Below are 13,025 nucleotides of genomic sequence, written 5' to 3'. Positions count from 1 at the left end.
CAGACAGATAAGAATATCCAGGCGGTTCGTTCGCCGCCTGTAATAAATACATTTGGAGTGAAGAGCATGCCTAAGTACCGTTCCGCCACCACCACCCACGGCCGCAACATGGCAGGTGCCCGCGCATTATGGCGCGCGACCGGAATGACCGACGACGATTTTGGTAAACCCATTATTGCGGTGGTCAACTCATTTACCCAGTTCGTTCCGGGCCATGTGCATCTGCGTGATTTGGGCAAGCTGGTTGCCGAACAGATCGAAGCTTCAGGCGGCGTCGCCAAAGAGTTCAACACCATTGCGGTGGATGATGGTATCGCCATGGGCCACGGCGGCATGCTCTATTCCCTGCCGTCGCGCGAATTGATCGCCGACTCGGTTGAATACATGGTGAATGCCCACTGCGCGGATGCGATGGTGTGTATCTCCAACTGCGACAAAATCACCCCGGGGATGCTGATGGCGTCACTGCGCCTGAACATTCCGGTGATTTTCGTTTCCGGCGGCCCGATGGAAGCCGGCAAAACCAAGCTGTCCGACAAGATAATCAAGCTGGATTTGATCGACGCCATGATCCAGGGTGCCAACCCGAACGTCAGCGATGCCGACAGTGCGCAGATCGAACGTTCCGCCTGTCCAACCTGCGGCTCCTGTTCCGGTATGTTCACCGCCAACTCGATGAACTGCCTGACCGAAGCGCTGGGCCTGTCTCAGCCGGGTAACGGCTCGCTGCTGGCGACCCACGCTGACCGTAAGGATCTGTTCCTCAACGCCGGTAAACGCATCGTTGCGCTGACCAAGCGTTACTACGAGCAGGACGACGAAAGCGCACTGCCACGCAGCATTGCCAACAAGGCTGCATTTGAAAACGCCATGACGCTGGATATCGCCATGGGCGGCTCGACCAACACCGTATTGCACCTGTTGGCGGCGGCTCAGGAAGGCGAGATCGATTTCACCATGGAAGATATCGATCGTCTGTCACGCAAGGTACCGCACCTGTGCAAAGTGGCGCCAAGCACCCAGAAATACCATATGGAAGACGTACACCGTGCCGGTGGCGTACTGGCCATCCTGGGCGAGTTGGATCGTGCGGGTCTGTTGAACCGCGACGTCGACAACATCCTGGGCCTGAAGCTGACGGAAACGCTGAATCAGTACGACATCATGCTGACTCAGGACGAAGCGGTGAAGAAAATGTTCCGCGCCGGTCCGGCGGGTATCCGTACTACTCAGGCGTTCTCGCAGGATTGTCGTTGGGACACGCTGGACGATGATCGCGCAGAAGGCTGTATCCGCTCGCTGGAAAATGCCTTCAGCCTGGAAGGTGGCCTGGCCGTACTGTACGGCAACATGGCACTGGACGGCAGCATTGTAAAAACCGCCGGTGTCGACAAAGACAACCTGACCTTCCGCGGTCCGGCAAAAGTGTACGAAAGCCAGGACACCGCGGTGGAAGCGATCCTCGGCGGCAAAGTGGTTGCCGGCGACGTAGTGGTGATCCGCTACGAAGGGCCAAAGGGCGGGCCGGGCATGCAGGAAATGCTCTATCCGACCACTTACCTGAAATCCATGGGGCTGGGTAAAGCCTGTGCGCTGATCACCGACGGCCGTTTCTCCGGCGGTACCTCCGGCCTGTCTATCGGCCACGTTTCTCCGGAAGCGGGCAGCGGTGGCCTGATTGCGCTGATTGAAGATGGCGACATGATCGACATCGATATTCCAAAACGCAGCATGGTACTGGACGTGACGGACAGCGAACTGGCGGCACGCCGTGAAGTTGAACTGGCGCGTGGCGATCAGGCCTGGACACCGAAAAATCGTGAGCGCCAGGTTTCCTTCGCTCTGCGCGCCTACGCCACACTGGCGACCAGCGCCGACAAAGGTGCCGTGCGCGACAAGAGCAAGCTGGGAGGCTAAAGCACCATGGCGGAATCGCAACCCCTACCCGACGCCCCCTGTGGCGCGGAGTATTTGCGAGCGGTGCTCCGCTCGCCGGTTTACGAGGTGGCTCAGGTCACCCCGCTACAGGCCATGAGCAAAATCTCTTCGCGCCTCGGCAATACCATTTTGGTGAAGCGCGAAGATCGTCAGCCGGTGCACAGCTTCAAGCTGCGCGGGGCTTACGCGATGATCGCCAGCCTGAACGAAGAACAAAAGGCGCGCGGCGTGGTGACGGCTTCGGCCGGTAACCATGCGCAGGGCGTGGCCTACTCTGGTAAACGCTTAGGGATCAAAACGCTGATCGTGATGCCGGTAACCACCGCGGACATCAAAGTGGATGCGGTGCGTGGCTTCGGCGGCGAAGTGCTGTTGCACGGTGCCAATTTTGATGAAGCCAAGGCCAGAGCGATTGAGCTTTCGCTCAAGCAGGGCATGACCTTTGTGCCGCCGTTCGACCACCCAACGGTGATCGCCGGGCAGGGCACGCTGGCGATGGAACTGCTGCAGCAAGACGCGCACCTCGACCGGGTATTTGTGCCGGTGGGCGGTGGCGGTCTGGCGGCGGGTGTAGCGGTATTGATCAAGCAACTGATGCCGCAAATCAAAGTGATCGGCGTGGAGGCGGAAGACTCCGCCTGCCTGCGTGCGGCGCTGGATGCCGGGCATCCGGTGGATCTGGCCCGCGTTGGGCTGTTTGCCGAAGGCGTGGCGGTAAAGCGCATCGGTGATGAAACCTTCCGCCTGTGCCGGGAATACCTGGACGACGTGATCACCGTCGACAGCGATGCCATCTGCGCAGCGGTCAAAGATCTGTTTGAAGACGTGCGTGCCATTGCCGAACCCTCCGGTGCGCTGGCACTGGCCGGGCTGAAAAAGTACGTACAGCAGCACAACATCCAGGGGGAGCGCCTGGCGCACGTGCTGTCCGGTGCCAACCTGAACTTCCACGGTTTGCGCTATGTGTCGGAACGCTGCGAGTTGGGCGAGCAACGCGAAGCGCTGTTGGCCGTGACCATCCCAGAACAGAAGGGCAGCTTCCTGAAGTTTTGCCAACTGCTGGGCGGGCGCTCGGTCACCGAGTTCAACTACCGCTATGCCGATGCAGATAACGCCTGCATTTTCGTCGGCGTGCGTCTGACGCGCGGCCATGCCGAACGACTGGAAATCATCGAAGAATTGCATGCCGATGGTTATCAGGTGGTGGACTTGTCCGACGATGAAATGGCCAAGTTGCATGTACGCTACATGGTCGGTGGGCGGCCTTCGAAGCCGTTGCGCGAGCGTCTGTACAGCTTTGAGTTCCCGGAGTCACCGGGCGCGCTGCTGAAGTTTCTGCAGACCTTGGGCACCCACTGGAATATTTCACTGTTCCACTACCGCAGCCACGGCACCGATTTTGGCCGCGTGCTGGCAGGCTTTGAGCTGTCGCAGACCGAACCTGAGTTTGAGCAGCACCTGCAGGCGCTGGGTTACGATTGTCACGATGAAACCGACAACCCGGCGTTCCGCTTCTTTTTGCAGGGATGAGAAGAAATACATAAGTAATCGTGACCTATAAATCAGTTTATGGGTTGCGTAGTTGTGATTTTGTTGTGCATTTTTATACTGCCAAGACTTTTGACGTATAGGGATGCGCGACAATGACAACGGCCTTTTCTTCGCCATTTGGTTCTCCCGAAGATCAATTAACCCGCGCCGAGTTCGCTCGTATGCTCGGTAACAGCAATGTGCAGGAACTGTATCGGGATATTGATTTACAGGCCTTGCAGGACTCCCTGGACTGCAGCATCGCTTTTCATGGGGTGGGCATTATTTTTTCTGACGGCCAAAATTCGTATTTGGTCAGGCCGACCAAACATACCGGTTACTCAACGTCCTCGCAGGTCACTCACGTGGTGATCACCAAAACCGTTGCCCATACTTCGCGTACCGCGGCGACCAATACCCTGTCTGAGGCTTTGACCAAACCGAACGTCGGCAAAGAACTTGCGTCGGCGGCGCTATCTTGCGGCACACTGCTGGTCTCCGTTTTTTTACTGGCGTCGGGGAGCGTCGCGGTGCCCTTTACCGGCGGTACCAGTTCGGCGGTCGCCTATTTAGGCTATGCCGGCATGGCCGCCAGTGCCTTACAGTGTGGCAATGGCCTGTATCGTGTGAATAAGCTTTATGACGGGAAAGGCGATGAGCTTGCGCAGTTGGATTCGGAACAGTGGTATGTTGCTACCAGCACCATTTTGGACGTGATCTCTTTGGCGAGCGCAGGGGCCGCATTGAAAGAAGCGGCGATGACCTATCGCGCAATGCGAAGGGTTTCATCGCGTAAGGCGACGGAGTGGCTAAAAAGCATGCCCCGTAGTGAAAGAAAAAGACTCACTGAGAGCATCATACGGGCGGAGAATCCGGGTATTTCCAATCAAGTATTAAAACAGATGGTTAATGCGGGCTTATACCCGAAACGCTATCCAACGCAAGCCCTCCAGAACGGACTCCGACAGCAATTGCGGTCGGCGCTGAATAACTCTATGGCCTTTGTGGGCAGCGGTATCAGCGGTACTTTGTCCTCGCCGGTTAATGTGAAGGAAACGGGGCAATATTTTGTTGGGATCATGCAAAAATTACCGCAGATGGTGAGGTAATGTCAGACTGGATGATTAACCGCCTGATATCTCAAGGGCGAGAAATGGAACATCAAATCTTGCAGCGGGATCCGGCCGTCTATGCCGGCGTGGATGCGCAGCTAGATCAATATTTTCTGACGCCGGGGCAGCGTTTGTCGCCGCCGGGCGTGGGCAATGTCATGTTGCTGCTGATTTGTCTCACACTGGGAATGGCAGGAACCATGGGGCTATTGGCCGATTTGGCCTTTGCCGCAACCGGCCGTGCTTCGGCCGCCACACTGTTGGGCAGCGGTGCCGTCATGGCTGTGTGGATGACGCTGATTTTATTTCAATTGGTTCAGGGTAAAAATGTCGGAGTGTTATTACTGAAATATTATCTCGGCATGCTGGCCGTGTTTTTGATCGGTGCAGTCGCGGCCTGGATAGCGAACATCACCGGTATGGCCAATGGCCTGATGTTGCTGTGTGCCTGCATTGGCGGGGTTATTTTCAGTAATCGGACGGTGTTTTATCTGTATGTTGCCTATTTCAGGACGCGCCGACGTGTTTTTGTAAAGCGCCGTTGGCAGATGGAAGCCATGCGTAACCCCTGATAGAAACCTCGTTACGGGAAGGAATATGACGCAACAATTTAACGGTTTTAGCCAGCAGGGCCTGAATTTTCTCCAGCAGGTGCGCGTCGAGAACGACAAGGAGTGGTTTGAGGCCAACCGCGGTGTTTACGATAGCGAACTGCTGACGCCGTTCCGTTCGCTGGTGGCGGAGTTGAGCCCGGCGATGTTGGCGATCGATCCCCTGTTCGAGACTCGTCCGGCGATCGGCAAAACGCTGTCGCGCATTCACCGTGACACGCGTTTTTCCCACGATAAATCGCGTTACCGCAGCCGCATGTGGCTGACGTTCAAACGGCCAAGCAAAGACTGGAAGGACGCGCCGGTGTACTTCTTCGAACTGGGGCCGGACATGTTGCGCTACGGGCTGGGTTATTACAGCGCCAACAAACCGACCATGGACCTGTTTCGCCATACGCTGCAGCGCCGACCGCAGCCCTTTTTAGAGGTCGCGGCCTGCTGTCAGCCACCGTTCGAGCTGGTGGGCGAAAGCTACAAGCGACCCTTGGTGAAAGAGCAGGCGGCGGAGATCGCCACCTGGTACAACCGCAAATCCTTTGCGGTAATGGCAACCGACAGTCAGGTAGAAAAGCTGTTCAACGCCGGTTTGGTGCAGACTCTGGCGCAGGGTTTCCTGCAACTGGAACCGCTCTACCATTGGCTGATGCAGGTAGAGGCGATGAAACAGGTCGATCCCTCTGACTTATGACAGTAAACGCCAGAAAGCGTCGATCAGCGGATCGCTGAGGCGTTTTTTCTGCACGCAGACCCCCAGTTCGAACGGCTCGACCATGGAAATATTTTCCAGCTGCGAGATGCGGTTACGCACCGGTTCCGGGCTATTTTCCACCACCACGCCGGGGATCAGCGCGATACCGCAGCCCAGCGCCACCATCGAAACGATGGCCTCATGGCCGCCAACGGTGGCGTAAATCAGCGGGTTGGTGATGCGCTGGCGACGGAACCACAGTTCGATGCGTTTTCGCGACGGGCCGTGCTCCGGCAAAATAAACGGAATATTGGCCCAGTCGGGCTGCTCGGCAAACGCCTGACTGCGTACTGCGCAGGGCAACGCCGGAGCAATCAGCACCAGCGGGATCTCACCGATTTTGGTGAACGCTACGCTGGTGGGCAGGGTTTCGGGCCGGCCGGCAATGCCGAGGTCGGCTTCGTTGGACTGCACCTTGTCGACCGCATCGGCGGCATCACCGGTGGTCAGCTTGATTTCGACCAGTGGATGCTGCGCGCGGAAGCGATCGAGGATCGGCGGCAGGTGGCTGTAGGCGGCGGTGACCGAGCAAAATAGCCGTAACTCACCGCTTAGCGAAGGACCGTGTTGACCCAGCGAATGTTTCAGTTGCTGGTATTGCAGCAGCGTCTGCTGGGCAAAATCTTTTAGCTGTTCACCGGCGTCGGTGAGCTGCACGGTGCGGTTATCGCGCAAAAACAGCGGCTGCCCGAGGATCTCTTCCAGCCGTTGGATCTGGCGGGAAAGCGTCGAAGGGCTGACGTGCATCGCCTTGGCGGTGCGGCCAAAGTGATGGCTTTCAGCCAGATGGAGGAACAGCTTTAAATCACGCAAATCCATATCAGTACGCTCGCAGCAAGAGTGTTGCATAAATTGCAATGTCACATTCGTAATATATCAATTTAAGCAACGCGTTTCCTGTTATACATTGAGTTCAACGAATCTCCGCACAGACAGGGCGGGGAATGAAAATAACATGCACCCTATGTATTTCAATTTGCAGCTAGTGCAGATAACAACGCTGCAATTTGAAAGACGACGGGTATGCAAGACACAACATCTAACGGAGTACCACCATGGCTAACTATTTCAACACATTGAACCTGCGTCAGCAGTTGGCGCAATTGGGTAAATGCCGCTTTATGGCACGTGACGAATTCGCTGATGAAGCCGGCTACCTGAAAGGCAAAAAAGTGGTGATTGTCGGCTGTGGCGCCCAGGGTCTGAACCAGGGCCTGAACATGCGTGACTCTGGCCTGGATGTGGCTTATGCCCTGCGTAAAGAAGCCATCGATGAAAAACGTCCTTCATGGCGTAAAGCGACCGAAAACGGCTTCAAGGTAGGGACCTACGAAGACTTGATCCCCCAGGCAGACCTGGTGGTTAACCTGACGCCAGACAAGCAGCACACCTCGGTAGTTCGTGCCGTACAGCCGCTGATGAAGGACGGCGCGGCGCTGGGCTACTCCCACGGCTTCAACATCGTTGAAGTGGGCGAGCAGGTGCGTAAAGACATCACCGTAGTGATGGTTGCGCCAAAATGTCCGGGTACCGAAGTCCGTGAAGAATACAAACGTGGTTTCGGTGTGCCGACCCTGATTGCGGTTCACCCGGAAAACGATCCTAAAGGCGAAGGCATGGCGATTGCCAAAGCCTGGGCAGCTGCGACCGGCGGCCACCGTGCGGGCGTACTGGAATCTTCCTTCGTTGCCGAAGTGAAATCTGACCTGATGGGTGAGCAAACCATTCTGTGTGGCATGCTGCAGGCGGGTTCACTGCTGTGCTTCGACAAACTGGTTGCTGAAGGCACCGAACCGGCTTACGCAGAAAAACTGATTCAGTTCGGTTGGGAAACCATCACCGAAGCGCTGAAGCAGGGCGGCATCACCCTGATGATGGATCGCCTGTCCAACCCGGCCAAACTGCGTGCCTATGCGCTGTCTGAGCAGTTGAAAGAGATCATGGCGCCTCTGTTCCAGAAACATATGGACGACATCATCTCCGGCGCTTTCTCCGGTGGCATGATGGCCGACTGGGCAGAAGACGACGTGAAACTGCTGAACTGGCGTGAAGAGACCGGAAAATCGGCGTTCGAGAATGCGCCACAGTTCGAAGGTAAAATCAGCGAGCAGGAATACTTTGACCATGGCGTACTGATGGTTGCTATGGTGAAAGCCGGTGTTGAGCTGGCGTTTGAAACCATGGTTGACGCGGGCATCATCGAAGAATCTGCTTACTACGAATCACTGCACGAACTGCCGCTGATCGCCAACACCATTGCGCGTAAGCGTCTGTACGAAATGAACGTGGTTATCTCTGATACCGCAGAATACGGTAACTACCTGTTCGCCAACGCGGCAGTGCCGTTGCTGAAAGAGTTTATGACGACGCTGCAGGCGGGCGATTTGGGTAAATCTGTTGCCGGTACTTCAGTAGACAACGCGCAACTGCGTGACGTGAACGAAGCGGTGCGCAATCACCCAATCGAATCCGTTGGCCGCAAACTGCGCGGGTATATGACCGATATGAAACGTATCGCGGTGGCAGGCTAAATACCCGTCGTCTTTCAGGCTGTAGCGTTGTTACCTGCACTATCACACCCCAGTTACTTACTAAAGTAAGCGCCTGGGGATGAGATAGCTTGGCGCCTGGCTACAACCTGAAATCCCTAGGGTATTAAGATGGGTTTTCGAGTCCAATAAAAAGGCCAGCATCGTTGCTGGCCTTTCGCATTTTATTGCGGCATCGCGGCCAGTGGGATAATGGCCCCAGGGTACTGGATCACCGTGCTGGCGGTCAGATGACCGCGCTGCGCCGCCTGCACGGCATCACCGCCGGTTAAGCGTATCGCCAGATAACCGGCACTGAAGGAATCGCCCGCCGCGGTGGTATCCACCACTTTTTCTTTTGGTAAACGCACCGCCGGGATCTCAAATTCGCTGCCTTCGGCGCTAAATACCAGGCAGGAGTCTGCGCCGCGTTTAATCACTATTTCCGTCACGCCCAGCAGTTGGGTGCGCTGTACCACCTGTTCCACCGGGAGTTTACCCCACAGCAAGTCCTCGTCATCCAGCGTCAGGAAGGCAATGTCGGTACAGGCCAACACTTCGCGGTACGCCTGCTGCGTTTCTTCCCGGCTTTGCCACAGGCGGGGCCGATAGTTGTTATCGAAAATCACCTTGCCGCCGTTGGCGCGACACTGTTTTAGCAACGCTAGCAATTTGCTGCGGCTGGCGGCGTCGAGGATCGCCAGGCTGATGCCGCTCAGGTACAGATAATCGAATTGGGCCAGTTGCTCGCACAGGCTCTCCGCCTGCGGGCCTGCCAGCCAGTAGCGAGCGGCCGCATCATTACGCCAGTAATAGAAGGTGCGTTCGCCGGCGTCATCGGTTTCAATCACGTACAGCCCCGGCAGTTTGTTTTCCAGCCGTTGGATCAGGCGGGTGTGGACCTTTTCCTGCTGCCAGGACTGCAGCATTTCCTGGCTGAAACTGTCGGTGCCGAGTGCGGTCACGTAATGCACCTGCAGCGCGCTTTCTGCTACCTGACGGGCGATATAGACAGCAGTGTTTAAGGTATCACCGCCAAAACCGCGGCTTAGATCCGCGCCTTTCTGCGACAGTTCAATCATGCATTCGCCGATCACGGCAAGATTCTGGGTGGTCATAGTCAACGAGCCCTGGCTGAAAGAAGAAGATGGATAGGGACGAAATACAGCCAGTCTCAATGCAAGGGGCGGGGGGAGTCAATGAAAATAAAACAACGTTTTAATTTATTTATGATCGCGATCGGGAAACTAAAAAGTTTCCCGATACGGACCCCATCTCCACCCGCTATTTAGCCGCGGCGCGCAGGTCGGTGACGCTGTGGCCACCGATGCCCCAGTTGTCGGTTTCTACCTCATCAATCACCACCACGGTGGTGGCCGGGTTTTTCCCCAGCGTATCTACCAGCAGTTGGGTGACACCGGCGATCAGCTGTTTCTTTTGCTCCGGCGTCGCGCCTTCGCGGGTAATTTTGATATTTACGTAGGGCATGTTTTTCTCCTTGGATGTGCATACGCTATTCAATGTAGAAGGCTTTCACCGCTGCTTAAAGTTTTATTGCCCGCTGCCGATAAATCTGAGGGGCGATCCTGCAGCCTGAGCATTTTCATTTCCCTTCGATGGCGATAGTACCAATGACAACCAAGATGACTTCGGGTCTGCTGGCGCCACTCCTCGCCGTATGCTCGCATATCAAGGCGCAGCATTATTGGCGGCAATGCCGACGGCAGTACACCTTCCAGCCGATCTACCGCACCTGTGGCGCTTTGCTGGCGCTGGAGCTGCTAACCGCGGTCTATCATCCGGCCGCGCCGGATAAGCCACTGTCCCCGGAGCATTATTTTGCCGCCCTCGACGTCCGTAAGCGTCTGCAGATCATTCAGGAACAGCTGGAGCTGCTGCAGTATTGGCAGCCGCTGCTGAGTCGCCATGGGCTGATGGTCTCGGTCAATATCGACGGTATTGCACTGCAGGCGTTGCAGCAGCACGGCGCGTTGCAACGGCAGATTGCCAGCATGCCCTATCTGCGCTTTGAGCTGGTGGAGCACGCAGGGATGGCGTTAAACGGCCCGTTGCAGCAGATTGCCGGGGCAGAACGGCTGTGGCTGGATGATTTCGGCAGTGGCCTGGCGAACTTCTCTGCGGTCAGCACCTGGCGTTATCAATACATTAAGGTGGCGCGTGAGCTTTTCACCTTGCTCAAACAGACAGAGGACGGCGTCCAGTTGCTTTCCACCCTGGTCAAAATGATGAATCAACACAGCGAAGGGGTGATCGTCGAAGGGGTGGAAACCGAGCAGGAATGGTTGCTGGTGCAGCGCTCTGGCGCACTGGCTGCCCAGGGTTACTATCTGTCTCGCCCGGCCCATTTCGATACTCTGCAAAGCTTGCCTACGCAATTTTCCATGCCTGCCGCCTGATACCAGTCTCCCGCTAAAGCGTGAACTCTTGCCTATCCTCGGCTAGGCTTGGTAAAGCCACTTATCAATTTATGGGTAAGTTATCGCGTTCAGGGAGCCGTTATGACAAAAACAGGAAAAGCATTCACTTGGGTTGGCGGCATTGTGCTGCTGATCATCGCCGCGTTGGTGGTCTTGGTGCTGACCTTCGACTGGAACCGTCTCAAACCAACCATCAATGACAAGGTGTCGGCCGAGTTACACCGTCCGTTCGCCATTCGTGGTGATTTGGGCGTGGACTGGTCGCGCGATAAAGAAGAAGGTAGCTGGCGCGCCTGGGTGCCGTGGCCGCGCATTCATGCTGAAGATGTCGTACTGGGCAACCCGAAAAATATTCCTGGCGACAGCATGGTGCAGTTGCAACGCGTCGAGGCCAGTATCTCGCCGCTGGCGCTGTTGGGTAAAGAGTTGCTGATCCCGCGTATCTGGCTCAAGCAGCCAAATGCCAGTTTACAGCGGCTGGCTAACGGTGAGAATAACTGGACCTTTAACCTGGCCGGCGATCCTGACCAACCCCCGTCCGCCTGGTCGGTGAACATTCATGACATCGTTTTCGACCGTGGTCACATTGCTTTCAAAGACGCCACGCTGAAGGCTGATTTTCGCGCGGAGATTGATCCGCTCGGTAAACCTTTGCCGTTCAGTGAGGTAACCGGTAAAAAGAGTGCCGGTACTCTGATCCCTGCCGACTATATCTTTGGCTGGAAGGTGAAAGGTAAATACAACGGCGAGCCGTTGTCGGGCAGCGGCAAGATGGGCGGTATGCTGTCATTGCAAAATGCCGAGGTGCCGTTCCCGCTGCAGGCCGATGTACGCTCCGGTTCCACCCGGGTGGTAGTGGCGGGTACGCTGTCCGATCCGATGAACCTCGGTGGGTTGGATCTGCAGCTTAAATTCTCCGGCGACAGCCTGGGCAATCTGTATGCCCTCACCGGTGTGCTGCTGCCGAATACCCCGCCATACTCCACGGATGGCCACCTGATCGCCCGGCTGCACGAGAAAGGCGGTGCGGTGTTCCAGTACCAGAAATTTGACGGCAAAATTGGCGACAGCGATATCCACGGTGATTTGAAATATGTCGCCAGTAAACCACGCCCCAAATTGAGTGGCGAAGTGCTGTCAAAACAGCTGCGTTTTGCCGATCTGGCCCCGCTGATTGGCGCCGACTCCAATACGGAAAAAGCCGGTCGTGGCGAGAAGAGCCGCCAGCCGGCCGGAAAAGTACTGCCGGTAGAGAAATTTGATACCCAAAGCTGGCAGGTGATGGATGCCGACGTCAAATTCACCGCCAAACGCATTGAACACGGTAGTTCACTGCCGCTGAGCGATCTCTATACCCATCTGCAACTGGATAACGGCGTTATCCTGATGGATCCGCTGCGGTTCGGCGTGGCGGGCGGTAACCTCAATTCTACCGTCCGTCTCGACGGCAGTAAAAACCCGATGCAGGGGCGGGCAGATATGCATGCGCGTAAATTCCAGCTCAAGCAGTTGCTGCCGGATGTGGGATCGATGAAACGCAGCCTGGGACAACTGAACGGCGATGCCAAACTGACCGGCAGCGGTAATTCGGTGGCCGATCTGCTGGCAACCAGCAGCGGCGATCTGCGCATGGTGATTAATAACGGGGTGATCAGCCGCAGCCTGATGGAAATCCTCGGGTTGAACGTCGGCAACTATCTGGTGGCGCAGCTATTTGGTGATGACGTCGTGGGGATAAACTGCGCGGCGGCGGATGTCGGTATCCGTGACGGCGTGGCGGCACCGCGGCTGTTTGTGTTCGACACCGAGAACGCGATTATCAATATCAGCGGCAATACCAACTTCGCCACGGAACGGCTGGACCTGTCCATCGATCCGGAAAGCAAGGGCATGCGGGTGCTGACGCTGCGTTCGCCGCTGTATGTGAAAGGCACCTTCGCGCACCCGGATGCCGGTGTGAAGGCCGGCCCGCTGATTGCACGTGGTGCGGCGGCGGTGGCACTGGGCGTGGTGCTGACGCCGGCAGCGGCCCTGCTGGCACTGGTTTCCCCCAGTGAAGGCGGTGAAGAAAACCAGTGCGGGAAAATTCTGCAGCAGATGAAACAGAAGAAATGATCACG

11 protein-coding genes are annotated in these 13,025 nt (G+C 56.6%); 8 read left to right on the top strand and 3 right to left on the bottom strand.

The features are described from left to right. The first annotated feature begins 66 nt into the window (after positions 1-66). The 5 genes from ilvD (at position 67) to NHG65_RS24880 (ending at position 5,879) form a co-directional block, all read left to right on the top strand. Positions 67-1,917, top strand: coding sequence for a dihydroxy-acid dehydratase (ilvD, locus tag NHG65_RS24900; protein WP_085119955.1), 1,851 nt, complete (start codon positions 67-69; stop codon positions 1,915-1,917). A gap of 6 nt (positions 1,918-1,923) precedes the next feature. Next, positions 1,924-3,468, top strand: coding sequence for a threonine ammonia-lyase, biosynthetic (gene ilvA, locus NHG65_RS24895; RefSeq protein ID WP_099065447.1), 1,545 nt, complete (start codon positions 1,924-1,926; stop codon positions 3,466-3,468). 113 nt (positions 3,469-3,581) lie between these two features. After that, positions 3,582-4,577, top strand: coding sequence for an Ssp4 family T6SS effector (gene ssp4, locus NHG65_RS24890; RefSeq protein WP_099065448.1), 996 nt, complete (start codon positions 3,582-3,584; stop codon positions 4,575-4,577). A gap of 44 nt (positions 4,578-4,621) precedes the next feature. After that, on the top strand, positions 4,622-5,152 hold the full coding sequence (gene ssi4, locus NHG65_RS24885) for an immunity protein Sip4 (RefSeq protein WP_499182787.1): 531 nt from the start codon (positions 4,622-4,624) through the stop codon (positions 5,150-5,152). A 25-nt stretch (positions 5,153-5,177) separates the two neighbouring features. Next, entirely contained in the window at positions 5,178-5,879 is a 702-nt protein-coding gene (locus NHG65_RS24880; protein ID WP_099065450.1) for a DUF2461 domain-containing protein, read from the top strand. Here the strand turns inward: NHG65_RS24880 and ilvY are convergent. Next, a complete protein-coding gene (gene ilvY, locus NHG65_RS24875; RefSeq protein ID WP_099065451.1) occupies positions 5,874-6,758 on the bottom strand; it encodes an HTH-type transcriptional activator IlvY in 885 nt (294 codons plus the stop codon). The two genes, NHG65_RS24880 and ilvY, sit on opposite strands and share 6 nt — an antisense overlap. 236 nt (positions 6,759-6,994) lie before the next feature. Between ilvY and ilvC the strand changes: the two genes are divergently transcribed. Further along, a complete protein-coding gene (gene ilvC, locus NHG65_RS24870; RefSeq protein ID WP_099065452.1) occupies positions 6,995-8,470 on the top strand; it encodes a ketol-acid reductoisomerase in 1,476 nt (491 codons plus the stop codon). A gap of 182 nt (positions 8,471-8,652) precedes the next feature. On the opposite strand, the gene kdgK is transcribed toward ilvC, so the two are convergent. Together kdgK and NHG65_RS24860 are read right to left on the bottom strand one after the other, a co-directional pair. Then, entirely contained in the window at positions 8,653-9,585 is a 933-nt protein-coding gene (gene kdgK, locus NHG65_RS24865; protein WP_499182786.1) for a 2-dehydro-3-deoxygluconokinase, read from the bottom strand. Between the two features lie 166 nt (positions 9,586-9,751). Next, positions 9,752-9,955 carry a 2-hydroxymuconate tautomerase family protein gene (locus tag NHG65_RS24860; RefSeq protein ID WP_004951695.1) on the bottom strand — a complete coding sequence of 68 codons (204 nt, stop codon included), beginning with the start codon at positions 9,953-9,955 and terminating at the stop codon, positions 9,752-9,754. A gap of 143 nt (positions 9,956-10,098) precedes the next feature. Here NHG65_RS24860 and pdeH point away from each other — a divergent pair, with 143 nt between their 5' ends. Then, on the top strand, positions 10,099-10,884 hold the full coding sequence (pdeH, locus tag NHG65_RS24855; protein WP_207980122.1) for a cyclic-guanylate-specific phosphodiesterase: 786 nt from the start codon (positions 10,099-10,101) through the stop codon (positions 10,882-10,884). Between the two features lie 102 nt (positions 10,885-10,986). After that, on the top strand, positions 10,987-13,020 hold the full coding sequence (locus tag NHG65_RS24850; protein ID WP_499182785.1) for an AsmA family protein: 2,034 nt from the start codon (positions 10,987-10,989) through the stop codon (positions 13,018-13,020). Positions 13,021-13,025: the final 5 nt, after the last annotated feature.

Source organism: Serratia myotis (assembly GCF_027474885.1).
Classification (GTDB): domain Bacteria; phylum Pseudomonadota; class Gammaproteobacteria; order Enterobacterales; family Enterobacteriaceae; genus Serratia; species Serratia proteamaculans.
Note: the sequence above shows the minus strand (reverse complement) of the source record. Positions and strands in the feature narration are given on the sequence as shown.

Coding starts and splice junctions, on each gene's coding strand:
- pdeH (WP_207980122.1), top strand. CDS start 10,099: ATGACAACCAAGATGACTTCGGGTCTGCTGGCGCCACTCCTCGCCGTA.
- ilvA (WP_099065447.1), top strand. CDS start 1,924: ATGGCGGAATCGCAACCCCTACCCGACGCCCCCTGTGGCGCGGAGTAT.
- ilvD (WP_085119955.1), top strand. CDS start 67: ATGCCTAAGTACCGTTCCGCCACCACCACCCACGGCCGCAACATGGCA.
- NHG65_RS24860 (WP_004951695.1), bottom strand. CDS start 9,955: ATGCCCTACGTAAATATCAAAATTACCCGCGAAGGCGCGACGCCGGAG.
- NHG65_RS24850 (WP_499182785.1), top strand. CDS start 10,987: ATGACAAAAACAGGAAAAGCATTCACTTGGGTTGGCGGCATTGTGCTG.
- NHG65_RS24880 (WP_099065450.1), top strand. CDS start 5,178: ATGACGCAACAATTTAACGGTTTTAGCCAGCAGGGCCTGAATTTTCTC.
- ssp4 (WP_099065448.1), top strand. CDS start 3,582: ATGACAACGGCCTTTTCTTCGCCATTTGGTTCTCCCGAAGATCAATTA.
- ilvY (WP_099065451.1), bottom strand. CDS start 6,758: ATGGATTTGCGTGATTTAAAGCTGTTCCTCCATCTGGCTGAAAGCCAT.
- ssi4 (WP_499182787.1), top strand. CDS start 4,622: ATGGAACATCAAATCTTGCAGCGGGATCCGGCCGTCTATGCCGGCGTG.
- kdgK (WP_499182786.1), bottom strand. CDS start 9,585: ATGACCACCCAGAATCTTGCCGTGATCGGCGAATGCATGATTGAACTG.
- ilvC (WP_099065452.1), top strand. CDS start 6,995: ATGGCTAACTATTTCAACACATTGAACCTGCGTCAGCAGTTGGCGCAA.